General features: G+C 63.0%; 24 protein-coding genes and 3 tRNA genes. 14 read left to right on the top strand and 13 right to left on the bottom strand.

Translation table 11 applies throughout. From position 1 onward, the window contains the following. Positions 1-158 precede the first annotated feature (158 nt). Entirely contained in the window at positions 159-2,444 is a 2,286-nt protein-coding gene (locus B058_RS0101395) for a nitric-oxide reductase large subunit (RefSeq protein WP_018506675.1), read from the bottom strand. A gap of 236 nt (positions 2,445-2,680) precedes the next feature. Here B058_RS0101395 and B058_RS0101390 point away from each other — a divergent pair, with 236 nt between their 5' ends. Then, on the top strand, positions 2,681-3,151 hold the full coding sequence (locus B058_RS0101390) for an RrF2 family transcriptional regulator (protein ID WP_018506674.1): 471 nt from the start codon (positions 2,681-2,683) through the stop codon (positions 3,149-3,151). Positions 3,152-3,160: 9 nt separating this feature from the next. Here the strand turns inward: B058_RS0101390 and B058_RS0101385 are convergent, their stop codons facing one another. From B058_RS0101385 to B058_RS0101375, 3 genes are read right to left on the bottom strand one after another with little or no spacing between them, the layout of a single operon-like run. After that, positions 3,161-4,168 (bottom strand): PDC sensor domain-containing protein, encoded by a 1,008-nt coding sequence (locus tag B058_RS0101385; RefSeq protein ID WP_018506673.1) that lies wholly within the window; start codon positions 4,166-4,168, stop codon positions 3,161-3,163. 12 nt (positions 4,169-4,180) lie between these two features. Further along, complete coding sequence (locus B058_RS0101380; RefSeq protein WP_018506672.1) at positions 4,181-4,873, bottom strand: histidinol-phosphatase; 693 nt, start codon at positions 4,871-4,873, stop codon at positions 4,181-4,183. Between the two features lie 34 nt (positions 4,874-4,907). Next, positions 4,908-5,582: a YecA/YgfB family protein gene (locus tag B058_RS0101375; protein WP_018506671.1), complete on the bottom strand. Its 675-nt coding sequence runs from the start codon at positions 5,580-5,582 to the stop codon at positions 4,908-4,910. 51 nt (positions 5,583-5,633) lie between these two features. On the opposite strand from B058_RS0101375, the gene B058_RS0101370 reads away from it, so the two are divergent. The 3 genes from B058_RS0101370 to B058_RS0101360 are packed head-to-tail and all read left to right on the top strand — an operon-like array spanning position 5,634 to position 10,669. Next, entirely contained in the window at positions 5,634-6,317 is a 684-nt protein-coding gene (locus B058_RS0101370; RefSeq protein ID WP_018506670.1) for an energy-coupling factor ABC transporter permease, read from the top strand. Next, positions 6,289-10,080: an ATP-dependent RNA helicase HrpA gene (gene hrpA / locus B058_RS0101365; protein ID WP_026240542.1), complete on the top strand. Its 3,792-nt coding sequence runs from the start codon at positions 6,289-6,291 to the stop codon at positions 10,078-10,080. Before B058_RS0101370 ends, hrpA begins: the two co-directional genes overlap by 29 nt. Positions 10,081-10,093: 13 nt before the next feature. Further along, the gene (locus B058_RS0101360; RefSeq protein WP_018506668.1) at positions 10,094-10,669 is read left to right on the top strand and encodes a CDP-alcohol phosphatidyltransferase family protein; all 576 of its coding nucleotides are present in this window, start codon (positions 10,094-10,096) and stop codon (positions 10,667-10,669) included. A gap of 6 nt (positions 10,670-10,675) precedes the next feature. On the opposite strand, the gene B058_RS0101355 is transcribed toward B058_RS0101360, so the two are convergent. Next, positions 10,676-11,917 (bottom strand): diguanylate cyclase domain-containing protein, encoded by a 1,242-nt coding sequence (locus B058_RS0101355; protein WP_281166654.1) that lies wholly within the window; start codon positions 11,915-11,917, stop codon positions 10,676-10,678. Beyond that, on the bottom strand, positions 11,910-12,485 hold the full coding sequence (locus tag B058_RS0101350) for a peroxiredoxin (protein WP_018506666.1): 576 nt from the start codon (positions 12,483-12,485) through the stop codon (positions 11,910-11,912). Before B058_RS0101350 ends, B058_RS0101355 begins: the two co-directional genes overlap by 8 nt. Positions 12,486-12,584: 99 nt before the next feature. Here B058_RS0101350 and B058_RS0101345 point away from each other — a divergent pair. Then, positions 12,585-12,660 (top strand) — tRNA-Arg (locus B058_RS0101345). Between the two features lie 129 nt (positions 12,661-12,789). Here the strand turns inward: B058_RS0101345 and B058_RS0101340 are convergent. From B058_RS0101340 to B058_RS0101310, 7 genes are all read right to left on the bottom strand, one after another. Continuing rightward, positions 12,790-12,865: transfer RNA gene (locus B058_RS0101340), tRNA-Glu, on the bottom strand. 30 nt (positions 12,866-12,895) lie between these two features. Continuing rightward, a complete protein-coding gene (locus B058_RS0101335; protein ID WP_018506665.1) occupies positions 12,896-13,099 on the bottom strand; it encodes a hypothetical protein in 204 nt (67 codons plus the stop codon). 16 nt (positions 13,100-13,115) lie between these two features. Next, positions 13,116-13,191: transfer RNA gene (locus B058_RS0101330), tRNA-Ala, on the bottom strand. A gap of 57 nt (positions 13,192-13,248) precedes the next feature. Then, positions 13,249-14,631, bottom strand: a complete 1,383-nt coding sequence (locus B058_RS0101325) for an FAD-binding oxidoreductase (protein WP_018506664.1) — start codon at positions 14,629-14,631, stop codon at positions 13,249-13,251. Between the two features lie 29 nt (positions 14,632-14,660). Next, positions 14,661-15,080, bottom strand: a complete 420-nt coding sequence (locus B058_RS0101320) for an SseB family protein (RefSeq protein ID WP_040723374.1) — start codon at positions 15,078-15,080, stop codon at positions 14,661-14,663. 133 nt (positions 15,081-15,213) lie between these two features. Beyond that, positions 15,214-15,648 carry a DUF6231 family protein gene (locus B058_RS0101315; RefSeq protein ID WP_018506662.1) on the bottom strand — a complete coding sequence of 145 codons (435 nt, stop codon included), beginning with the start codon at positions 15,646-15,648 and terminating at the stop codon, positions 15,214-15,216. After that, positions 15,645-16,082, bottom strand: a complete 438-nt coding sequence (locus tag B058_RS0101310; protein ID WP_026240541.1) for an RDD family protein — start codon at positions 16,080-16,082, stop codon at positions 15,645-15,647. Before B058_RS0101310 ends, B058_RS0101315 begins: the two co-directional genes overlap by 4 nt. A gap of 79 nt (positions 16,083-16,161) precedes the next feature. Between B058_RS0101310 and B058_RS0101305 the strand changes: the two genes are divergently transcribed. The 9 genes from B058_RS0101305 to B058_RS0101260 all read left to right on the top strand — a co-directional run bounded on the left by B058_RS0101305 (position 16,162) and on the right by B058_RS0101260 (position 24,036). Next, positions 16,162-16,566 carry a DUF2173 family protein gene (locus B058_RS0101305; protein ID WP_018506660.1) on the top strand — a complete coding sequence of 135 codons (405 nt, stop codon included), beginning with the start codon at positions 16,162-16,164 and terminating at the stop codon, positions 16,564-16,566. A gap of 14 nt (positions 16,567-16,580) precedes the next feature. Continuing rightward, complete coding sequence (locus B058_RS0101300) at positions 16,581-16,934, top strand: DUF2173 family protein (protein WP_018506659.1); 354 nt, start codon at positions 16,581-16,583, stop codon at positions 16,932-16,934. 9 nt (positions 16,935-16,943) lie between these two features. Then, entirely contained in the window at positions 16,944-17,279 is a 336-nt protein-coding gene (locus B058_RS0101295) for a DUF2173 family protein (protein ID WP_018506658.1), read from the top strand. Between the two features lie 232 nt (positions 17,280-17,511). Then, positions 17,512-19,224 carry an acetolactate synthase 3 catalytic subunit gene (locus B058_RS0101290; RefSeq protein WP_018506657.1) on the top strand — a complete coding sequence of 571 codons (1,713 nt, stop codon included), beginning with the start codon at positions 17,512-17,514 and terminating at the stop codon, positions 19,222-19,224. Continuing rightward, positions 19,224-19,721, top strand: coding sequence for an acetolactate synthase small subunit (gene ilvN, locus B058_RS0101285; protein ID WP_018506656.1), 498 nt, complete (start codon positions 19,224-19,226; stop codon positions 19,719-19,721). Before B058_RS0101290 ends, ilvN begins: the two co-directional genes overlap by 1 nt. A gap of 25 nt (positions 19,722-19,746) precedes the next feature. After that, positions 19,747-20,763 (top strand): ketol-acid reductoisomerase, encoded by a 1,017-nt coding sequence (gene ilvC, locus B058_RS0101280; RefSeq protein ID WP_018506655.1) that lies wholly within the window; start codon positions 19,747-19,749, stop codon positions 20,761-20,763. A 91-nt stretch (positions 20,764-20,854) separates the two neighbouring features. Continuing rightward, a complete protein-coding gene (locus tag B058_RS0101275; RefSeq protein WP_018506654.1) occupies positions 20,855-21,481 on the top strand; it encodes a phosphatidylserine decarboxylase in 627 nt (208 codons plus the stop codon). Positions 21,482-21,509: 28 nt separating this feature from the next. Then, positions 21,510-22,304 (top strand): CDP-diacylglycerol--serine O-phosphatidyltransferase, encoded by a 795-nt coding sequence (pssA, locus tag B058_RS0101270; protein ID WP_018506653.1) that lies wholly within the window; start codon positions 21,510-21,512, stop codon positions 22,302-22,304. Between the two features lie 196 nt (positions 22,305-22,500). Beyond that, positions 22,501-24,036 (top strand): 2-isopropylmalate synthase, encoded by a 1,536-nt coding sequence (locus B058_RS0101260; RefSeq protein ID WP_018506651.1) that lies wholly within the window; start codon positions 22,501-22,503, stop codon positions 24,034-24,036. Positions 24,037-24,275: the final 239 nt, after the last annotated feature.

The raw sequence follows: 24,275 nt of genomic DNA, 5'->3' as shown, positions 1-24,275 counted from the left end.
GGATTCAAGCCTGATATTGCAGATTGTACGGAAGGGAGGGCAAACCTTCGGCCGTCGATGCAGCACAACCGCCAGACGCGGCCCGACCCGTCCAGGCGTTTTGCGCCCCAGACGGGTCGGGCCGCGCCTGCCGCTGGCAGGTTTTTGCATCGGCCGGGTCAGGGTTTGGACGCTTGTGCCACGCCGGAGATACGCGCGGCAGGCTGGACGCGCTTGCCGCCTCTCAGCAACCGCACCGCAAACAGGGTCAGGAAGAGCACGCCAACCGAGAATACGACGTCACCCGGTACGCGCAGCCAGACGAAGGTTTCCATCAGCGTCGAATGCACCACTTCCGGGGAGCGGGCAAACCAGACGCCGTGGCTGACGCTGGCCCATGCCTGGTAGAGGCCGGCCGGTACCAGCGACATGAATACCATCATGGCGAGGCCGATGTTGAGCGACCAGAACATGGGTTTCAGCAGCCTGTCCGACCAGGCATGGCGATCACTCAGGCCGCGCAGGCAGAATAGCAGCAGGCCGATCCCCAGCATGCCGTATACGCCGAACAGGGCGGCATGGCCGTGGGCTGCCGTCATGTTCATGCCCTGCATGTAGTACAGCGCGATGGGCGTGTTGATGGAAAAGCCCAGCAGGCCGGCGCCGACCACATTCCAGAATCCCACCGCAATGAAGCTCAGGATCGCCCATTTGTACGACTGGACCCAGGGTGCGGATTGCGAACGCTTGTAGTTGCGGTAGGCCTCGGCCCCGATCATGGCGAGCGGGACCACTTCCAGTGCCGAGAACATGGCGCCGATGGCGATCACGTGGGTCGGCGTGCCGGTGAAATACAAGTGGTGCAGCGTGCCCAGGATGCCGCCGAACAGGAACACGATGGTCTCCAGCACGATCGCGCTGTTGGCGGTCGCGGCACGGATCAGGCCCAGGCGCGTGAACAGCAGGGCGATGACGGCGGTGGCGAACACTTCAAAGAAGCCCTCGACCCACAGGTGGACCAGCCACCAGCGCCAGTACTCGATCATCGAATAATGGGTGTGCGGGCCCCAGGTCAGCGAGGTGGCATAGAAGCCGCCGATGCAAAGCGCAGCCAGGAACACCATCGCGATCAGGCCACGGCTTTCGGACGGTTTTTTCAGCGCCGGCCAGAGGCCGCGGCCGAGCAGGGTGGCCCAGAACAGCAAGCCGATGAACAGCAGGATTTGCCATACCCGGCCCATGCTGGTGAACTCCAGGCCCTGGTTGCCGATCCAGAAGCTGAATGTGGTTCCGAGGTGTTGCAGTGTGCCGAGCCAGCCGGTGACGGTGGAACCGACCACGATGAACAAGAGGGCATAGAAGAGCACATCCACGCCCAGTTTCTGGAACCGGGGCTCATGCCCGGAGATGGCGGGCGCGATATACAGGCCGGTGGCCAGCCAGGCAGTAGCAATCCAAAGGACCGCAAACTGGGTATGGATGGTCCTGCTGACCGTGAAGGGCAGGATCTCGCCCAGCGGGATGCCGAAGAAGCTGTTGCCTTCCACCGCGTAGTGCGCGGTGAGGATGCCCATGCCCACCTGCGCCAGGATGAGACCGATCACCACGAAGAAATACTTCTTGGTGGCCTTCATCGAGGGCGTGGGCTTGAGATCGAACAGCGGGTCGGACTTGGGCGGGACCGGGTCGTCTTCTTCCTTGTGGCGGCTGTGGAAGAAAATCATGCCGGCGATAGCCGCAATCATGAGGATCACGCTGGCGATCGACCAGATGCCGATGGTCGCGGTGGGCGTATTGCCGACCAGCGGCTCGTGCGGCCAGTTGCTGGTATAGCTCAGGTCGGTTTCGCCCGGCCGGTCGGTGGTGGCGGCCCAGGCGGTCCAGAAGAAAAAGGCGGTCAATGCCTGGCGGTCGGCCGGGTCGCGCAGCGAATCGGTCGCCATGGCGTATTGGGTCCGCAGGGTGTCGAGCGTACTCTCATGACCGAACAGGCCGCGATAGTGCGATGCCACCTGGCGTATCGCGGCAGCCCGGTCGTCGGACACCGTGAGCGTGGCGTCGGCACTGCTGTATGCGTTGTGCCGCATTTCGACTTTCAGCAGACTGTTCACCTGACCCTGCTGACCCACGTTCAATTGCGCGAAGGGCATCCCGTAATCGCGTTGCGCCCATATTTCGCGCAGCGCCAGCGCTTCGCGATGCAGCCAGTCGGCCGACCAGTCCGGAGCGAGGTAACTGCCGTGGCCCCAGACGGTGCCCATCTGCTGGCCTCCAGCCGACAGCCAGGCCTGCTGGCCCTGCTGAATCTGATCGGCGGTGAAGATCAGGTCGCCTCTGGCGCTGACGACTTTTTGCGGAATGGGTGGAGCCTTGAGGTAGATTTCCGTACCGACCCAACCGAGGGCGGCGAAGGACAGTACACAGATGACGGCCAGCCAGGTCCAGAGCTTGCGTGTGGCGTTCATGGCGAATTTCCTTTCTTAGCGAAGGGGCTGCAAAAAAACAGATTATTAAAGATGTATATTACATACATGATTAAAGTATGCAAATAAAAATATCTTCAGATCGATTTGTTATGATGCATTCATACAACACTGGGCGATTTTCTGGTCGCCATGTCATGAACATGTATGATTGGTGCATGTTTTATTGCGGACGAGCCGGTCAATAGCGGGTTGATTTATTACAGGATGCTGCTGCCATGAGACTGACTGCCTACACCGACTACGCGCTGCGCACGCTGATGTATCTCGCCAGCCACCGCGACCGGCTGGTGACGATTTCCGAAATTGCCGACATACACGGGATTTCGAAGAATCATCTGATGAAGGTGGTGTATCAGCTTGGGCTGACCGGCATGGTCGAGACGGTGCGTGGCCGCAATGGGGGCTTGCGCCTGAATCGCGAACCGGCCGATATCAACATCGGGGAGGTGGTGCGCAATACCGAAACCGATTTCAACATGGCCGAGTGCTTCGACCCATCCGGCAACCAATGCCTGTATTCACCCGCGTGCGCGCTCAAGGACGTACTGCAATCGGCGACGGCCGCCTATCTGGACAAGCTGGACAAGGTGACGCTGGCGTCATTGACCAGGCGTCGCCCCGACAAGAAAACGCAGGCTACGATACAGGTGCATCCCCGTGCCAGGAAAGTCCGGGCGGCGGGCTAAGGGCCTGGCTCAGTTGGAGGTGTTGGCGATTCCGGGCGTGCTGCTGGCCCAGAAATCGTAGCCTTTGCTCAGGAACTCGCCCCACGGCAGGTAATGCGAGCCGTCACACGAGAAGGTGAGGCCGACCATGCCGTTGAAAATATTAAGCGAACCGGCACGCAGGTAGAACGTTTCGTCCATGAAACGCAACGCGCGCAGGGTGTCCAGAACCGGGCGTATCCTGTCCTTGGGCACCACCGCGTCGTCCGGATAAGGGCGGCGCGGATAGCTGAGACAGGTGTCGGGGTCGGTCAGCGCATCGATATCCAGCAGACGGTAGCGATAGGGGTCGTCGACCAGCCAGACTGTGGCGCGGCTGCTGGAGAAATGCAGCTTGCCGTGGAACACGCCGCGGTCGGTCATCAGTTCTTCCATCACGCCCAGCACGGTATCGAGGTTCAGGTCCAACTGGCTGTCGCTGCGGGTCTGATGGAATACCGCGCCGCGGATCGCCGGGTCACCCTTGATCTGCCGCCAGGCGGTGGGTTCGTTGTAGAGCTTGGCGGTGATCGGCAGGTCGCGCAGGTCGAAATCGGCTCCGACGAAACCGAGTACCTGTCCGTCGTCGTCGCGCACGATCTGGATCGCGGTCAGCGACGGCCGCCTGGCCCGCAGGCTGATGTAGGCCTGCGACAGCAGGAAACCCTGGTTCGGCACGGCTTCGTTCATGTAGGGACGATCGGAGCGGTCGCGCCCGTAGTCCGTCTCGATCAGGCCGGCATGGCTGATGTTGTCGCTGAGCTGCAGGGCGTGGGTGTCCAGCGCATACATGTACTTGCAGGCAGGCAGCCCGTTCAGGGCGTGCGTCAACGCGGCGTTGAGGCCGGCCCGGCTGGGCCAGGCCCGGCTGCATGCCTGTGCCGCCAGCGCCAGCGGTTCGCGCAGAAGGTTGGCGAGGGCGTTGCGTTGCTGGGCGACGCTTTCGGCAAGCGTGGATGGAGTGGACAGGGGCGACCGGTCCGGGATGACGATGTGCATTGCGTGTGTAGCCTATGAGTGCGAGTGTCCCTGCAGGGACGGGGAGCGCAGCGAGATCACCGGCCAGTTCCTGGCTTCGGCGTGCGCGCGCAGCGTGGAGTCGGGGTCGACGGCAACGGGATGCCGGACTTTTTCCAGCAGCGGCAGGTCGTTGAGCGAGTCGCTGTAGAACCAGCTGGTACTGAGGCAGTCCAGCCGCGTGCCGCGCGCTTCGAGGAACTGCTCGAGACGGACGACCTTGCCTTCGCGGAAACATGGCGTGCCGGCGACTTCGCCGGTGAAACGGCCGTCGATTTCCTCGGGGTCGGTGGCGATCAGGTGCGGGATGCCGAACTCCTTCGCGATCGGCCCGGTGACGAAGCTGTTGGTGGCAGTGATGACGGCGACCAGGTCCGCGCTATCCAGATGCTTGTTGACCAGGTCGCGTGCGGCTTGGGTGATCATCGGCTTGATGCGGGTCTCCATGTATTCGGCGTGCCAGGCGTCAAGCTGTTCGCGCGTGTGGGTGGCGAGCGGACGCAGGGCGAACGCTAGGAAGGCGTAGATGTCGAGCCGGCCGGCCTTGTAGTCCTCGTAGAAGGCGCGGTTCTTGGCTTCGTAGTGCGGGCCGTCGACCACGCCTTTGGCGATGAGGAATTGCCCCCATTCATAGTCGGAATCGCCGGCGAGCAGGGTGTTGTCGAGATCGAACAGGACGAGATTCATCGGATATACGTTAGCAGGTTCAAATGACAGGAATTCAGGCGCGCGGGGCCTGGCCGCGGTCGAGCCAGAATTCGCGCAGTTCGTAGGCGCCCCAGATGGCGAGGGCGACGTGGTCTTCGCGGCGGATGGCCCGCTCTTCGGGGCTGAGTTCGTCGAGCGGTGCGGCCAGCACGTAGAACGGGTCGAGCACCTCGTCGACGAAGGCTTCGTCCTTGCTGTCCACCGGTAAGTTCCAGTCGGCTTCCCAGTGTTCCACGACAAGCAGAAAACCGGCAGCCCACAACTGGGCATAGGGGGGGATGCCGGCCGCCTTCAAGCGTCCGGCTTCGGCGGGCGGCAGTTCGGCCAGCAGCCCGTTCCAGTCCATGATCAGCGGCGACAGCGCCCTGGGGTCGGTGAGATCCTCGATCGGGGCGGCGAGCGCACGGGCGATCTCGTTGCGGCGGCGCTCGAACAGCGCCAGGAACCGCGCCGCGTCGGCTTCGTCCTCGAATATCGCATCGAGGCCGTCGTCGCGATCGAACAGTACCGGGAAATATTCTTCGGGCGGAATGGCGCGCGGGCTGCAGGCCAGTGCCGTGACGAAGCCGTCCAGGCCTTCGAGCGAGACCGGGACGTCGGTGCGCTCGTCGATGAGGTCGACCAGGTCGGCCAGCGTATCGATCTCGTCGTCGCTGAGTGGGGCGTGGGGGGATTTGGGTGCGGGCATGGCTGGGCTTCTAAATAAGGATGCGGACCGCGCATCGCGTAAAATCGGCACATGAATTTTACCGTGCTGGGCCAGTCCGCATCACTGTTGCCCGAATCCTTTTATCTGGCCGGCTGGCTGGGTTTGGCTTTTCTGGCCTGGCGCTGGATGGTGTCGGGTGACTGGCGCAGGCTGGCCGAGCCATCAAGACTGAACCTGTTCCTCGGCGCCACGGTGGCCGTGCTGGCCTTGTGGCAGATCCGCACAGGCGTCAAACCCGGGCTGGCATTCCATCTGTACGGACTGGCGGCGTTGACGCTGATGTTCGGCTTCTGGCGCGCCACGTTCTCGGGCGTGCTGGTCCTGCTGGCGAACGCGGCATTCGGGCATGGCAGTTGGGAGGCATTGGGTGCGGATGCGCTGTTGATGGCGGTGCTGCCAGCGGCCGTGAGCTGGAACGTCTATCGTTTCGTCGAGCGCCGTTTGCCGAATCACTTCTTCATCTACGTGCTGGGCAATGGTTTCTTCGGCGCCGCGCTTTCGGTGGCGGCGATCGGCGTGACGACCACGGCGCTGATGGCGTTGTCCGGGGTGTACCCGCTCGATTATCTGCTTGCCCAATACACGCCGTATGCCACGGTATTGATCAGCTGGGCGGAGGCTTTTTCGACCGGCATGGCGGTGACGATGATGGCGGTCTATCGCCCTGCCTGGCTGGAAACCTTCGATGACGCCAAATACATCCAGAACAAGTAGTCCCTTGCTTATCAGCTATCCCGACCTGCCGGTCAGCCAGCGCCGCGACGACATTCTCGCCGCGCTGCAGAAAAACCGCGTGCTGATCCTGTGCGGCGAGACCGGCTCGGGCAAGACCACGCAGATACCCAAGATGTGCCTGGAAGCCCGGCTTGAATCGGAGACAACGCGCTCCGGCAAGCTGATCGGCTGCACCCAGCCGCGTCGCATCGCCGCGCGCTCGGTGGCGGCGCGTATCGCGCAGGAACTGGGCAGCGAGCTTGGCGGCCGGGTCGGCTACAAGGTTCGCTTCACCGACACCGTGCGCCACGACACCGCGATCAAGGTGATGACCGACGGCATCCTCTTGGCCGAGAGCCAGGGCGATCCGCTCTTGAGCCGCTACGACACGATCATCATCGACGAGGCGCACGAGCGCAGCCTCAACATCGATTTCCTGCTCGGCTACCTGAAGACGCTGGTGGAGAAGCGTGCCGACCTGCGCGTGGTCATCACCTCGGCGACGATCGACGCCGAGCGCTTCTCCAAACACTTCAACGATGCGCCGGTGATCGAGGTATCAGGGCGCACCTACCCGGTGGAAATCCGCTGGCGGCCGATCGAGCGCGAGGAGCCGGCAACGCCGGCCAAGGTCGAACGCGAAAAGAAAGACAAGGACGCACCCGACCAGATCGCAGCGATACTCGACGCCACCGATGAGCTCGCGCGGGTCGGCCCCGGCGACATCCTGGTGTTCCTGCCAGGCGAGCGCGAGATCCGCGACACCGCCGAGGCGCTGCGCAAGCACCATCCGCCCGGTACCGAAATCCTGCCGCTGTTTTCCCGCCTGTCAGTGGCCGAGCAGGACGCAATCTTCAAGCCCACCAGCGCGCTGCGCCGCATCGTGCTGGCCACCAACGTGGCCGAAACCTCGCTCACCGTTCCGGGCATCCGCTACGTGATCGATCCCGGCACCGCGCGGGTGAAGCGCTATTCGGCACGCAACAAGGTCGAGCAGCTGTTGATCGAGAAAGTCTCGCAGGCCTCGGCCAACCAGCGCGCCGGACGCTGCGGCCGGGTGGCCGACGGCGTCTGCATCCGGCTTTACGACGAGGCCGACTTCGGCAACCGTCCGCGCTTCACCGATCCCGAACTGCTGCGTTCGTCGCTGGCCGGCGTCATCCTGCGCATGAAGTCGCTCGGCCTCGGCGACGTCGTGGGTTTTCCCTTCATCGACCCGCCGAGTTCGCGGCTGGTGACCGACGGCTACCAGCTGCTGGCGGAACTGCACGCGCTCGACGAGCAGGGGCAGCTGACCAAGATCGGCACCCAACTCGCCAGACTGCCGCTCGATCCGCGTATTGCACGCATGCTGCTGGCGGCGGAGCAGCAGCGCTGTGTACGTGAGGTACTGATCATCGCCAGCGCGCTGTCGGTGCAGGATCCGCGCGACCGCCCGATGGAGCGCGCACAGGCAGCCGACGAGAAACACAAGCTGTTCGCCGACGAGCGCTCCGACTTCATGGGCTGGCTCAAGCTGTGGCGCTGGTACGAGGAGCAGGTGCAGCACAAGAAGACGAACCGCCAGTTGCAGACGCTGCTGCAGGATCATTTCCTGTCGCCGCGACGGATGCGCGAATGGCGCGACATCCACGGCCAGCTGCACGCCCAGGTGAGCGAGTTGGGTTTAAAGGAGAACGAAAAGGACGCGGGCTACGACACGATCCACCAGGCGCTGCTGACCGGACTCCTCGGCAACATCGGTTTCAAGTCAGACGATGCCAAGGCACGCGCCAAGCCCGGCGAAGGCAACTACCAGGGCGCGCGCGGCATCAAGCTGTCGATCCATCCGGGCTCGGCGCTGGCGAAGAAAAGCCCGAAGTGGATCATGGCCGCCGAGCTGACCGACACCGGCAGGCTGCTTGCGCGCACCGTGGCCGAGGTGCGGCCGGAATGGGTCGAAGCCGCGGGCCGTCATTTATTGACGCGCATGTACATCGAGCCGCACTGGGAAAAGGACGGCGCCCGCGTAGCGGCGTTCGAGCGCGTGAGCCTGTACGGCATCACCCTGGTGCCGCGGCGCAAGATCCACTATGGCCCGATCGATCCGGATCTGTCGCGTGAGCTGTTCATCCGCGGCGCGCTGGTAGCGGGCGACTACGATACGAAGGCGCCGTGGTTCGTCCACAACCGCGCGCTGATCAAGGAAATCGAGGACCTCGAACACAAGGCGCGGAAGTCGGGCGTGTGGCTGGATGAGGAGCGCATCTTCCGCGTGTTCGATGTGCGCGTGCCGCAGGGCATCCACAACGGCGCGGCGTTCGAGACCTGGCGTGCGGAAGCCGAAGCCGTCAACCCGAAAATCCTGTTCCTGCAGCGCGAGGACATCCTTGGCGAGGGACTCGGCGCCGACCACACGCTGTTCCCCGAAACGATGCAAGTCGACGGCGAAGCGTGCCAGCTGAAATACCGCTTCGAGCCCGGCCACGCGCTCGACGGGGTGACGCTGCGGTTGCCGCTGTACCTGCTCAATCGCATCGAAGCCGCGCAGATCGACTGGCTGGTGCCCGGCCTGATCCGGGAAAAACTGACCGCCTTGCTGAAATGCCTACCCAAGGACAAGCGCCGTCCGCTGATTCCGCTGCCCGACACGGTGACCGCGTTTCTCGGCGTGGCGAAGCCGGGTGAGCAGACGCTGACCGAGGCGCTGGCCGGATTCGTCCGCAGGAAGACCGGCGCCGACATCCACCCCGACGAATGGAAGGGCGAGCTGCCGGCGCATCTGAAAATGAACGTGAGCGTGATCGACGACAGCGGTCAGGAACTTGCCAGTGGGCGCGATCTGGCTGTGCTGCGCCAGCAGCTGGGCGGCGCGGCACGCATCACCTACGGCGGTGGTGCCGAGAACAGCGAATTCGAGCGCATCGGGCTGACCGAGTGGAATTTCGGCGACCTGCCCGAGCAGGTGAAATTCAAACGCGGCGGGCGCGAGTTACTGGGCTATCCAGCATTGGTCGACAATGGCGAGAGCGTCGACCTGCGGCTTCTCGATACTGCAGATGTGGCCGAAAGCGAAACGCGGCGCGGCGTGGTGCGGCTGTTGCGCATCGCGCTGGCGGCGCAGTTCAAGCAGCTTGACAAGGACCTGGCGCGAGAAACCGCGCTCGCACTGAAATTCCGCAGCTTCGGCAGTCCCGAGCAGCTGCGCGCTACGCTCATCGATGCGATCGCCACCCGCGCGCTACTGGGCGACGACGACACGCCGCGCGACGGGAAAGCCTTTGGCAAGCAGAAGGAGCGCGCCAAGCCCAGAATCGCCGTGGTGAAGCAGGCGCTGCTGCGCGACAGCGCGGAAATCCTGGACCTGCATGCGCAGGTGGCGACGCGGTTGAATGCCAAGCCGCAGTTCACCGCAGTGATGCGCGACGAAACCGCGCATCTCGCCGCACTGGTGCCGACGGACTTCATCACAGCCACGCCATGGGCACATCTGAAGGATTTGCCGCGTTACCTGCGCGGCATTCTCAAGCGGCTGGACAAACTGCCTGCGGCCGAGCAGCGCGACGCACGAAGCATGGCCGGCGTGCTGACGCTGCAGAACAAATACCTGACGCGGCGAGGTCAAGTGGTGGGCACGGCATCCGCCGCGCTGGACGATTTCCGCTGGCAGCTGGAGGAACTGCGGATATCGCTCTTTGCCCAAGAACTGAAAACTCCGTATCCGGTATCGGCGAAGCGGCTCGACAAACTATGGGACGAACTTGCCAGACAGCCCTTGAATTGAGTACGGTTAGCGCATGAGCGAACGCGTATTCAATCTGCCGAACGTCATCACCCTGCTGCGCCTGGCTGCCGTTCCGGGCGTGGCATGGCTCATCCTGCAGCAGCGTTGGGACGCCGCGTGCTGGCTGTTTCTCGCCGCCGCGGTATCGGATGGCATCGACGGCCTGCTGGCACGCTGGCTCAATCAGCTGACCCAGCTCGGCGCTGCGCTCGATACCGTCGCCGACAAGGCACTGGGCGTGGTGACGCTGGTCATGCTGACCCAGGTGGGTGCGATCCCGCTGTGGGTGACGCTGGCGATCCTGTTGCGCGACAGCATCATCGTGCTGGGTGCGTTGAGCTATCGCGGCCTGGCGGGGCACCTGGAAATCCACCCGACCTGGCTGGGCAAGACGCACATGTTCGCGGAGCTGTCGTTGCTGTCACTGGTGTTGGGCGGACTGGCCGGGCTGCTGTCGCTGGGCGACTGGCTGCATGCTCTGTTCGTCGCTGTCTTCGTCATCGCCGTGGCTTCCGGCGTGCAGTATGTGTGGATATGGGGTGCCAAGGCGCGGCGCGAACGCGAGGCGATCCGTCTGAAGCCGCGCTGATTCGCTTTACTGAAACGGCAGACGGCTCTGACGCTCGGACTCGCTGCCGGATTTGACCTGATACATGGCCGCGTCGGCCGCCCGGATCAAGGCGTCTTCGTCGTTGCCGTCGTCGGGGTAGAGTGCCTGGCCGATGCTGGCGTCGATCTCCAGATGCAGGTCGCCGAAGCGGGCGGTTTGCGCCAGACTTTGTTCGATCTTGAGGGCTGCGGCAATGCAGTCCTGGCGTCCCTGAACACCTTCCAGCAATATCACGAACTCGTCTCCGCCCAGGCGCGCCACCGAATCGGATTCGCGTACGCAATCCTTCAGTCTTTGCGCCACTTCCATCAATACGGCATCGCCGACGTGATGGCCGTGCCGGTCGTTGATGTCCTTGAAACGATCCATGTCCAGGTACAGGATGCCCACTTTGCCGCCATAGCGCAGGGCATGGCGGATCGCCTGCTGCAGCCGGTCGTAGAACAGCCGCCGGTTGGCCAAGCCGGTCAGGGGGTCGTGGGTGGCCTCTTCGCGCAGTGCAGCACGCGACTGTTCCAGTTCTTCCATCTGGTCGTGAATTCGTTGCGACTTCAGTTTGATCTTGCGTGTCGTCTGCCAGGCGATCAGCAGCGCCAGCGTGATGGCCGCGAGACCGAAGGCCAGTGTGAGATAAAGCGCGTGCCGGTAGGTCTGCTGCGCCTGTTTCTGGGCGGCCAGATTGGCCCTCTGGTAGGCCGTGCGCATCGTGGCCAGCTGCCGGTTGAACTGTTCCTGAAGGGGAATGGCTTCGTGTACCAGAACCTGGCGCGCCATAAGGCCCTGATTGGCATGAAGCAGATCGATCAGGCGCTCTTGTACCGCCCGGATTCGCATGATCAGTTGCGTCTGGGCATCGAAGTTGCGCTGCTCGGTGGCGGTGAGCCCAAGCTCATGTAGCGCGTTGCGCCCTTGCATGACAAGAAAGCCTGCATGGTTGAATTGCAGGAAATGGGCGTCGCGTTCGAAGGGGTCGTCGGTCAGCACCATGCGGAACAGGCTGTCAGTGCGGATATGCGCCGCCACCTGGGTTTGCGTGATGAGGTCGATCTTGCGATTGTGAAGCTCGACCACGATGTTCAATTGCCTGCCCAGCGCCTTGAGCTGGAACAGGCTGTTGAACAAAAGGCCGCAGATCAATGCGATCAGGGCAATAAAGGCGGTTCCGATAAGGGGAGAAAACCCCCTCTGTATAGGGCTGGGATTCGTGGGCGGGGGGGGGTTAGCCACGGCCCGCCGCCGCGAAAATGTGGGGAGCGCCGGAACCCTGCAAACTTCGCAGGGCATCCCTGACTTCTTCGGCATGTCGCGCGGGGTCTACGTGATCGAACCGGGCTGCGATGCGTCCATCCGGGGCAATGATGAACGTGTGGCGGCGGGCGAACCGAATGATTCCGAGGTTGAGCAGGCTGTCATAGGCACTGGCGGTACGCCCGTCGGGGTCGGACAGCAGTGGAAACGGCAGGCCGTACTTGCGGGAAAAATCGGCATGCGAACGCGTGCTGTCGACGCTGACACCGACTACGGCCGCATCGAGTTTTCCCAGGGTGCCGATGTCGTCGCGGAAACGGCAGGCTTCGCGGGTGCAGACCGGCGTGTCGTCGCGCGGATAGAAATACAGGACCAGCCAGCGTCCGGCGTAGTCGCTCAGACGGTGCATCCGGCCGTTCTGGTCCTGCAGGGCGAAGTCCGGCGCGGCACTGCCTTCCGTCCGTTGCGTACCGGGTCTCAGCATCCAGAACGCCACGCTCGCAGCCAGCAGCAGCACCGCCAGTCCGCCCATTATCATTTTGAACATAAGTTCTCCTGAGATGCATCATAGACTGCCCGTGGCAGATACGGAGTGTATACGCGACAGTTCGTGTATACACACGGTATTCGGTAGAATGCGCGCCACGCCCCGGTAGCTCAGTGGATAGAGCAACCCCCTCCTAAGGGGTAGGTCGGACGTTCGATTCGTCTTCGGGGCGCCACGTTGGATTCGCCCGATGTGCGTCGCACACAGATAAAAGCCAGCCGTCATTTCCTAGGCTGTATTCGGTTCAGTTTGATTTTTGCCAACCCGGGAAGGGCTGGATCTTGATCACCTTACGGATGTAAGGTGGCGTCCCCACGGGGATTCGAACCCCGGTTACCGCCGTGAAAGGGCGATGTCCTAGGCCTCTAGACGATGGGGACCCGGACGACGGTGTGAACCGCCAACTTTTACTACTCAGGCTTGCGCCCTTCCTGCTTGTTGTACAGCTGGGTCAAGGTGACGCCGACAAACAATCCGACGAACCCCAATGGTATCAGCGAGAGCCAGTACTGTGCGTTCCCGTTGCCATGAAGCATTTCCCAAAACCCGACAGCCAAGCCCGTTACACTCAGGATCAACCCCAGCAGTGTGGTGATGACGCCAAGCTTGTGCATCGTACATCCTGTCAGTTGGTGGAGGTAAGCGGGATCGAACCGCTGACCTCTTGCATGCCATGCAAGCGCTCTCCCAGCTGAGCTATACCCCCAACGAAGCCGCGCATTCTATAGATGCATTTCGTGCTTGTAAAGCCTTCGCGGCGATCTCAGTCAGGAAAAAGTTTGCCGGGATTGAGCAGGCCGTGCGGATCGAATTGCCGTTTGATCGCGCGCATCAGGTCGAGCGTGGGAGGATCGATTTCCTGCGGCACGAAGCGGCGTTTTTCGGTACCGATGCCGTGCTCGCCCGAGAGCGTGCCGCCCAGTGCCAGTACGCGCAGCATGATGGTATCGAGCGCCAGGCGCGCACGCGCCATTTCGCCATCGTCGTCGGGGTGCACCATCAGGTTGACGTGCAGGTTGCCGTTGCCGGCATGGCCGAACGAGACGATCGGCAGCTGTTGGGTCTGCGCGGTGTGGTCGAGGAAGTCGACGAGGTCGGCGAGCTGCGACACGGGCACTACGACGTCTTCGTTGATCTTCAGCGGCGCGATCTGCTTGACTGCGTGCGACAGCGATTTGCGCGCCGTCCACAGCCGGGTGATGTCGGCGCGCGCGAATCCGCTCTTCATTTCGAGCAGACCGTTGCCGGCGAGCGCCTGTTCCAGCGCGGCGATCTGACGCGGAAGATCCTGCGCGGCACCGTCGGCCTCGACCATCAGCAGGGCCTGCGTGCCAGGCGGCAGATCGTCCGCCGCGCCGGTCGGTCGGATGGCGTCGAGGGCATGCCGGTCCATGAACTCGAGCGCACTGGGTACCACAGCCTGGCGCATGGCACGGCCGACCGCATCGAGCGCGGCCCGGTTGCTGGCAAAACACAGGCGCAGGGTGGCGACGGCCTCCGGCGCGGGCAGCAGTTTCAGCGTGGCCTCGGTGATGAGGGCAAGGGTGCCGCCGGACCCGATCAGCAGACGGGTGAGGTCGTAGCCGGTGACGCCCTTGGTGGTGCGGCAGCCGGTACGGATTTCGCGGCCGTCGCCGGTGACGGCGCGCAGCCCCAGTACGTAGTCGCGGGTGACGCCGTATTTCACGGCACGCGGGCCGGCGGCGTTCATCGCGAGGTTGCCGCCGATGCGGCAATAGGCGCTGCTGCCGGGGTCGGGCGGATAGAACAGTCCGGCGCCGCGCGCAGTGCGGTCGATTTCCTCGGTGACCACGCCGGGCTCGACGACGATGAGCCGGTTGGCCGGGTCGAATTCGAGCACGCGGCGCATGCATTCGAAGCTGACGACGACGCTGCCGGGCGCGGGCAGCGCGCCGCCGACGTTGCCGGAACCAGCGCCGCGCGGGGTCAGTGCGATCCGGTGTTCGAAGGCGGCGTGCACGAGCGCAAGCACTTCGTCGTGCGAAGACGGGAACAGTACGGCGTCGGGTTCGACCCGGCGCGGCGTTTCATCGCAGGCATAGAGCGCGCGCGTGGCGGCGTCATCGAAGACGCGATCGGCCCCGAGGGCGGAACGGAAGGCGGCAAGCACGCGGTCGGACAACATGGCGAAGCGATGAGGCAGGGGGGGGTGCGTCAGACCGGTTGTTCGGGCGGGAGTTGCGCCACCAGTTGCGCAATCATGTCGGCATCGAAATCCATGCCGATGTCCCAGCCAGGGTTCAACGCAATCGGTATGCCGCCGCCGATGCGGCGCAGCAGCCAGGAAAACTCGGTCAGCAGGCCGCCCGAGAAGTCGGGGAAATGTTCGACAAACGGCTTGGCGCGTTCGGGACTGGTGAACATCACCAGCACGCGCTCGCCGTCCTCGTCTTCGATGATCAGCGGCTCGGCTTGGGTCGAGCGCTGGAAACCTTGAATGGCGTCCTTCTCGTCGCGCACCGGCATGAACAGCTGCTGGTCGAGCAGGCGCAGCACGAAGGTCTCGGGATCGAGCGTGCCGGCGTGGACGGCGGCAAGCTGTTCTTCAAGTGTGTTGTGGGGGGTGAAGTTCATGGCAGTCGGGCAGGACGGAGCGAGGCAGAGGCCAGTGTAACGTATGCGGGGGCGCTTGCGCGCGGAAGCGCGCAGCGCAGCCATACCATGCAGGTTGGCCGGAGCGTGGCTACGAAGTGGGGCGGCGTCCTTTTCAGGGTTCCCAGCGTTCGGGATGTGCCCAGAAGCGGGGATTGAGCCAGTCCGGCACTGTCTTGTAGGTTTCGAGGTCGTAGTAGTAGATGCGCGGACCTTCTGCCGGTTCCGTCGACGACAGCGTAAAACCGAGGGCGCGAAAGGCCGCGTCGTCCAGTGCGCAGCCGGGCAGCGCGGCAAGCAGGAGGCGCGGCGCGACATAGAGGCGCGTGCGGCTGATCAGGTGCTGTGCCTGCTGCGCGTCCAATCCGTTCAGCGCGTCGACTCCCAGGGCCAGCGCGCAGGGCTGGGCGGGCGGGTTGTTGTCGGAGGTGTGCAGCGGGATGTCATGCAACACGTTGCGGACCAGCTGATGGGCGGCCTCATCGAGTGCACACACGCTGTCCGGCTGGATCTCCAGCAGGCGGGTCTGCAGATGCTCGCGCCAGTTCATGCCTTGCGCGGCACTCGAACCAGGCGGGTGCGTGCCAGGCGGTCGTGCAGGAACTGGCGGTCGCGGTCGAACAGAGCCCACCAGAAACCGGCGCCTGCCAGCGCGAGGCCGAGCAGTGCAAAGACGAAGCGTAGTGCGGACTGCCGGAGGGTGGGGCGGCCGCCGTTCAGATCGACCAGCCGGATACGCCAGGTTTTCATGGCCAGGGTTTGCCCGCTGCGCATCCAGAACGCGCTGAAGTAGGCGAACAACACGCCGATCAGATACAACTGAAAGACATAATGCCGCCAGCCGGTCTCGGCATTGCCAACCAGATAGAGAAAAGGAAGCGAGGCAACGAACAGGACTGCGGTCACCAGCAGCAGCTCGTAGATCATCGCGGCGACGCGCGCCAGAAAAGTGGCAGAGATGGGGGCTATTGCGTTGTCTTGCATGGAGGCTCTATATTGCGACTTAGGTGCGACACTTTGCCACAGCGCGCCGCATACAAATCAAAACCAAGGAGGGGGCTCGATGCACATCGTAAAGCAACTCATGGCAATCCCCGGCGTCATCGCTGCCGGCGAATATGCATACCGTGGCGACCGCTTCTCTTATCAAGGCGCACTGACCGACGAATTTGCGCGCATGGCGTCGATCCTGTGCCGTGCCAATACCCTGTCGGTCAACATGCAGGCCGAAATCCTCGATTCCTTCTCCGAGAGCTGCGGGTGCCGTCCGGTGCAAGGCTGGATCGTGCGCGGCGCACAGGTGACGGTGTGCGCGGTCGGCAACTATTTTTCCTTCATCGAAAACCGTGACGACTTGCTCAACGACGTCATGACCATCATGCGCGCCAAAGTCGGCGACGTGCAGGATGACCTGCTGGTCAATCTGTATGCCAGGCTGGGGGGCAATACCAAGGAAGCGCTGTACTGAAGTCTGATATCGATATGAAGGGGGAAGACAAGATGGATCTGCAGAAAATGATGGATTTGCCGGGCGCACTTGCGGCGTTTACCTATGCCGACAAGGGGGATCTGCAATCGCATGTGTTGCGCGAAGGTACCGAGCTGACGCCGCAGGTGCTGGATTTGCTGGCGCGTTCGTGCGTGGCCAATCTGGCGATTGCCGGTATGGAAGCACGTGGCTGGGAAGCGCTTACTGGTCAAAGCGGATTCCAGCCGATCAAGGGTTTCTCGGTGGTGGGGCTGGAATGGTCGGTGGTGGTGAACGGCAACTGCGGCGTGGTGGTCAGGAATCGCGACGCCGATTACGAAGCCACGTTCGATGCCCTGCAGGCCTGAGGAGCGCGTATGTCGCTGAGAAAAATCCTGGTGCTCGACGGCGTGACGGCCGTGTGCCGCTTTCGTGACGACGGCGTGATCATGGAGGCCGAAGGCATGTTGTCACCCGAGTTGATGGAGCGTTTGGCGAAATTCGCCCATTGGTATCGTCGCATGGTGTCGGGCAATACCGATCTGCTGTCCCTGTTTTCGCAAATGCGCGGCTGGTCCCCGTCGCAGGGCTGGGTCGTTCAGGGGGTCGCGACGACAGTGTGCAGCGTCGGCAACATGGTCTGCCTGTTCGAGAACGCGGAAGGGGCGTTGAACGAAGTCATGCAGGCGCTCCGCGAAGCCGCACACGAGTAATACGCCCAGGCCACGCCTGCGGCGTTGTTGAGTAGAGCGATTGCCGCTCCGCCCCTCCTTGCCGGAGGGGTTTTTCATTGGCCTCAGGAATGTTTGCTGGCCCCGGCGTGAGGATCGTGAAAATAAGGCGCGGAAGTCTGCCGGATGGTTGCCATGGCATGATTTCTTGACCGTTACAGGGCAAAACGATTACCCTCACAGGTTCACCAACGAATTGATTTTTTACCAGTTTATGGAAGCCACGGGCGCCGAGATCGTCGTACGTTGTCTGGCCGAAGAGGGGGTCGAGTTCGTGTTCGGCTATCCCGGCGGGGCCGTGCTCAACATCTACGACGAAATCTTCAAGCAGAACAAATTCAAGCATGTGCTGGTGCGCCACGAGCAGGCCGCGGTGCATGCCGCCGATGCCTACGCGCGCTCCACCGGCCGTGTAGGCGTGGCTTTGGTCACCTCCGGCCCGGGCGTCACCAATGCGGTGACCGGTATCGCCACCGCCTATATGGATTCCATTCCCATCGTCGTGGTCACCGGCCAGGTGCCGACGCCGGCGATCGGTCTCGATGCCTTCCAGGAAGTCGACACCGTCGGCATCACGCGTCCCTGCGTCAAGCACAACTTCCTCGTCAAGGACGTGAAAGACCTCGCCGCAACGATGAAGAAAGCTTTCATTATCGCGGCCACCGGCCGGCCCGGTCCGGTCGTGGTCGACGTGCCCAAGGATGTGACCTATCACACCACGGATTTCGAATACCCGGCGACGGTCGAGATGCGTTCGTATAGCCCGGTGGTGAAAGGCCATAGCGGCCAGATGAAGCGTGCCGTGCAGATGCTGCTGGAAGCCAAGCGCCCGATGATCTATGCCGGCGGCGGCGTGGTGCTGGGCGATGCCTCGGAACAGTTGGCCGAATTGACGCGCCTGCTGGGCTTCCCCATCACCAATACCCTGATGGGGTTGGGCGGCTACCCCGCGACCGACCGGCAGAACCTCGGCATGCTGGGCATGCACGGCACCTACGAAGCCAACATGGCGATGCAGCATAGTGACGTGCTGCTGGCAGTCGGTGCGCGCTTCGATGACCGCGTGATCGGCAACCCCGCACATTTCGCGCGCGAGCAGCGCCGCATCATCCATATCGACGTCGATCCTTCGTCGATTTCCAAGCGCGTCAAGGTCGACGTGCCGATCGTCGGTGACGTCAAGAACGTGCTGACCGACATGCTGGCCCTGTTGAAACAGGCCAAGGAAAAACCGGATGTGGCCGCGCTGAACGCATGGTGGACGCAGATCGAATTGTGGCGTTCGAAGAACTGCCTCAAGTACAACCGCAACAGCCCGATCATCAAGCCGCAGTACGTGGTTGAAAAGTTGTGGGAAGTGACCAAGGGCGACGCCTACGTGACGTCCGACGTGGGCCAGCACCAGATGTGGGCGGCGCAGTATTACAAATTCGACAAGCCGCGCCGCTGGATCAATTCCGGCGGCCTGGGCACCATGGGCGTCGGCTTGCCGTATGCCATGGGCGTGCAGCTCGCGTTCCCCGACGCGCAGGTCGCCTGCATCACCGGCGAATCGAGCATCCAGATGAACATCCAGGAACTCTCGACCTGCAAGCAGTACCGCATTCCGGTCAAGGTCGTCACGCTCAACAACCGCTACATGGGCATGGTTCGGCAGTGGCAGGAGTTCTTCTACGGCAGCCGCTATGCCGAGTCCTATATGGAGTCGCTGCCTGATTTCGTCAAGCTGGCTGAAGCCTATGGCCACGTCGGCATGCGCATCGACCGCCCCGAGGACGTCGAGGCCGCGCTGAAGGAAGCCTTCTCGCCCGCGCTCAAGGAACGAATGGTGTTCATGGACTTCCAGACCGACCAGACCGAGAACGTCTTCCCCATGGTGGAAGGCGGCAAGGGGCTGTCGGAAATGATCCTGGCGGAGGAACTGTGATGAGCCGCCGCCATATCATTTCGCTGCTGATGGAAAACGAAGCGGGCGCGCTGTCGCGTGTGGCCGGGCTGTTTTCTGCGCGTGCCTACAACATCGAGTCGCTCACTGTGGCCCCGACCGAGGATGCCACGCTGTCGCGCATGACCATCGTTACCGTGGGGTCCGAAGACATCATCGAGCAGATCACCAAGCAGCTGAATAAGCTGGTCGACGTGATCAAGGTGATGGACCTGACCGAGGGCAGTCACATCGAGCGTGAACTGATGCTGGTCAAGCTCCGGGCGGTGGGGGCGGATCGCGAAGAGATCAAGCGCACCGCCGATATCTTCCGCGGCAACATCATCGACGTGACCGAGTCGACCTACACCATCGAACTGACCGGTGCAGGCTCCAAGCTCGACGCCTTCCTGGAGGCGATCGATTCCGCCTCCATCATCGAAACCGTGCGTACCGGCGCGTCAGGCATCGGACGCGGCGAACGCAGTCTCAAAGTCTGATTTTTTATTTCTTCAGGAATTCACCATGAAAGTTTTCTACGACAAGGACGCTGACCTTTCCCTCATCAAGAAGCGCAAGGTCGCCATCATCGGCTACGGCTCGCAGGGCCATGCCCACGCCAACAACCTGAAGGATTCCGGCGTCAAGGTCACGGTCGGCCTGCGCAAGGGCGGCGCATCGTGGGACAAGGCCAAGAAGGCCGGTCTCGACGTCAAGGAAATCGGCGACGCCGTGAAGGCAGCTGACTTCGTCATGATCCTGATTCCCGACGAGTTGATGGCCGCGACCTACTACAACGACATCGAGCCCAGCCTGAAGAAAGGCGCCACGCTCGCCTTCGCGCACGGCTTCAACATCCATTACAACCAGATCACCCCGCGTGCCGATCTCGACGTCGTGATGATCGCTCCCAAGGGCCCGGGCCACCTGGTACGCTCCACCTATACCCAGGGCGGCGGCGTGCCTTCGCTGATCGCCGTGTACCAGGACAAGTCCGGCAAGGCGCGCGACCTCGCCCTGTCATATTCCTGCGCCAACGGCGGCACCAAGGGCGGTGTGATCGAGACCACCTTCCGCGAAGAAACCGAGACCGATCTGTTCGGTGAACAGGCCGTGCTGTGCGGCGGTTGCGTCGACCTGGTGAAGGCCGGCTTCGAAACCCTGACCGAAGCGGGCTACGCGCCGGAAATGGCTTACTTCGAGTGCCTGCACGAGCTGAAGCTGATCGTCGACCTGATGTACGAAGGCGGCATCGCCAACATGAACTACTCGATCTCCAACAACGCGGAATACGGCGAATACGTGACGGGCCCCAAGGTCATCAACGCGCAGTCCAAGGCCGCAATGAAGGAATGCCTGGACAACATCCAGAACGGCAACTATGCCAAGCAGTTCATCCTCGAAGGCCGCACCAATTACCCCGAGATGACCGCGCGTCGCCGCCTCAACGCCGAACATCCGATCGAAGTCGTCGGCGCCAAGCTGCGCGCGATGATGCCGTGGATCAGCAAGAACAAGCTGGTCGATCAATCGAAGAATTGATTCCGTACCTATACGGTCAGGGGGTGGGGCGCGAGGGCCGATCGGCCCGCGCGCCTCACCCTTTTCTTCTCACGCCTTACCCGATCTATTTATGACACATCCTCTTATCGCCCGTGAAGGCTGGCTGGTTTTGCTGGCCGCATTTGCGGCCGCATTGATTGCGACCTGGCTCATCGGCTGGTGGTCGATTCCATTCTGGATCTGGGCGGTGTTCGCGCTGCAGTTCTTCCGCGATCCGGCACGCGTGCCTCCGGCCGATGCCGACGCGGTTATCTCGCCTGCGGATGGTCGCATCGTCTCGGTGGAGAAGGTGCGCGATTCCTACCTGGAACGCGATGCGTTGAAGATCAGCGTGTTCATGAACGTGTTCAACGTGCACTCCAACAAAAGTCCGGTCGACGGCGAGATCAAGGGGCTCTGGTACATACCCGGCAGCTTCGTCAACGCCGACCTCGACAAGGCGTCCACCGAAAACGAACGCAACGCGATCTGGATCCAGACCGCGCGCGGCGATGTGACGAGCGTGCAGATTGCCGGCCTGATCGCGCGGCGCATCCTGTGCTACGTGCGCACCGGCGACAAACTGGTGCGCGGCCAGCGCTACGGCTTCATCCGCTTCGGCTCGCGGGTCGACGTCTATCTGCCGACGACGGCGCGTGCCGAAGTCTCGATCGGGCAAAAAGTCACGGGCGGGCGTACCATACTGGCTCGCTGGTAACGCGGGCGAATACGCCTCAGTCCTCTTCATGCTCGACTTCCATCACCGAAAAACCGAATCGAAGCGCCCCCGGATGCGTGATCGCGGCATCTATCTGCTGCCCAACCTGTTCACCACCGGTGCGCTGTTCGCCGGCTTCTTCGCGATCGTGCAGGCGATGAACGGCCGCTTCGAACTCGCGGCGGTAGCGATTTTCATCGCCATGGTGCTTGACGGCCTCGATGGCCGCGTCGCCCGCATGACGCATACCCAGAGCGCCTTCGGGGCCGAGTACGACAGCCTGTCCGACATGGTGTCGTTCGGTGTGGCGCCGGCGCTGGTGATCTACGAATTCGCCCTGCAGGGCATGGGCAAGTTCGGCTGGATCGCCGCCTTCGTCTATTGCTCGGGCGCCGCGCTGCGGTTGGCGCGTTTCAACACCCAGATCGACACGGTCACCGACAAGCGCTTCTTCCAGGGTTTGCCCAGCCCTGCGGCCGCGGCCCTGGTCGCCGGCTTCGTCTGGGTGATGGTCGAGTATGGCATCGCGGGCCACGACATACGCTGGCTGGCCGCCGTGATCGCGCTGTTCGGCGGGCTCACCATGGTCAGCAACTTCCGCTATTACAGCGGCAAGGAAATCAACCTCAGGAAGAGCGTGCCGTTCTTCGTCATCCTCTTGATCGTGCTGGCCTTCATCCTGGTGTCGACCAGCCCGCCCGAAGTGCTGTTCGTCGTGTTCCTGCTGTACGGACTGTCGGGCTATGTCGATGCCCTGTTGCAGCGGATCCGCCACAAAAAATCGGTCGAGACGGCTGCCCCCTTGCAGGGCGGCGAAAAGTAGATAGAATTTGGTCCATGTCCAACCAGTCGCACCCGTCCTATCTTCTCTGCCTGTCGAACGTCCTGTTCGGCAGCCTGCTGCTGCGCGTCGCGCGCACATACTGAACCCCCTCCCCCGCAGTACCCCGCGCCGCCTGCTTCTCGCGGCAACCCGATATAATGCGTCGGCCTGACGCCGACCCTCCATGGAGCCTGCCATGAAAGACCGTTTGTTTATTTTCGACACCACCTTGCGCGACGGCGAGCAAAGCCCCGGCGCGTCGATGACCCGCGACGAGAAAATCCGCATCGCGCGCCAGCTGGAAAAGCTCGGCGTCGACGTGATCGAGGCGGGGTTTGCCGCCGCCAGCCCGGGCGATGCCGAGGCGATCCGCACGATCGCCGAAACGATCCAGAACTCGACCGTGTGTTCGCTGGCACGCGCCAACGAACGCGACATCCACGCGGCGGGCGGCGCGATCAAGCCGGCGAAGTCCGGGCGCATCCACACCTTCATCGCCACCAGCCCGATCCACATGGAGAAGAAGCTGCGCATGCAGCCGGACCAGGTGGTCGAGGCGGCGGTCAAAGCCGTGAAGCTCGCGCTCGAATACACCGACGACGTCGAATTCTCGGCCGAGGATGCGGTGCGTTCCGACATGGATTTCCTCGTCCGCATCTTCGACGAGGTGATCAAGGCCGGCGCCAAGACCATCAACGTGCCCGACACCGTCGGCTACAGCATCCCGGCCTTGTGGGGCGAGCGCATGAAGCAGCTGATCGAGCGCGTGCCCGGCTCCGACAAGGTCGTCTGGTCGACCCACTGCCACAACGACCTCGGCATGGCGGTCGCCAACTCGCTCGCTGCGGTGATGAACGGCGCGCGCCAGGTCGAGTGCACCATCAACGGGCTGGGCGAACGCGCAGGCAATGCCTCGCTGGAGGAGATCGTGATGGCGGTGCGCACCCGCAAGGACGTGTTCCACTGCGACACCCGCATCGACGCCACCCAGATCGTGCCGGCGTCCAAGCTCGTCTCCACCATCACCGGCTATCCGGTGCAGCCCAACAAGGCCATCGTCGGCGCCAACGCCTTCGCCCACGAATCCGGCATCCACCAGGACGGCGTCCTCAAGCACCGCGAGACCTACGAAATCATGCGGGCCGAGGACGTGGGCTGGAATGCCAACCGGCTGACGCTCGGCAAACTCTCCGGCCGCGCCGCGTTCAAGAGCAAGCTTGCCGAGTTGGGCATTGTTCTGGAGACCGAAGAGGCGCTCAACGCCGCGTTCGCCCGCTTCAAGAGTCTGGCCGACAAGAAGCGCGAGATCTTCGACGAGGACCTGCAGGCGCTGGTGTCCGACGAGGGCTATGCCACCGAGCACGAACGCTTCAAGCTGGTGTCGATGAAAGTCTGTTCCGAGACCGGCGAGACGCCGCTTGCGCAACTGGTGTTCACCGACGATGGTGCGGAATGGCGGGCCAGCGGAGAGGGCTCAGGCCCGGTCGACGCGACCTTCAAGGCGCTGGAATCGGTGGTCCACAGCGGGGCGGACCTGCTGCTCTATTCGGTCAACAACATCACCAGCGGCACCGATGCGCAGGGCGAGGTGACGGTGCGGCTGGCGCAGGACGGGCGCGTGGTGAACGGGCAGGGCGCCGACACCGACATCGTGGTGGCCTCGGCCAAGGCCTATCTGCATGCGCTCAACAAGCTGCATAGCAAGCGTGAGCGCGCGCATCCCCAGGTGTGAGGCCGGCCCGATGGAAATGCCCCGCCGGGGCGTTTCCATTGACCCGGCCGATCCGTCCCGGTAGGCTCCACGTCCATGAACACGCAACACGTCATTTCCGCACCATACTTCGCCAAGCGACTGTGGCTAGGGTTCTCCCTGTGCCGCAGTCCGCTCCACGCTTAACTTAATTTCATTTACGGGGCACTGCGGGTCCGACCGCCTTGCACCCTGTTTGCCGTCGACCCGCCGTATCCCTC

The sequence above is a fragment of the Thiobacillus thioparus DSM 505 genome, from assembly GCF_000373385.1.
GTDB lineage: Bacteria > Pseudomonadota > Gammaproteobacteria > Burkholderiales > Thiobacillaceae > Thiobacillus > Thiobacillus thioparus.
This window is presented reverse-complemented; position numbering and strand designations above follow the sequence as displayed.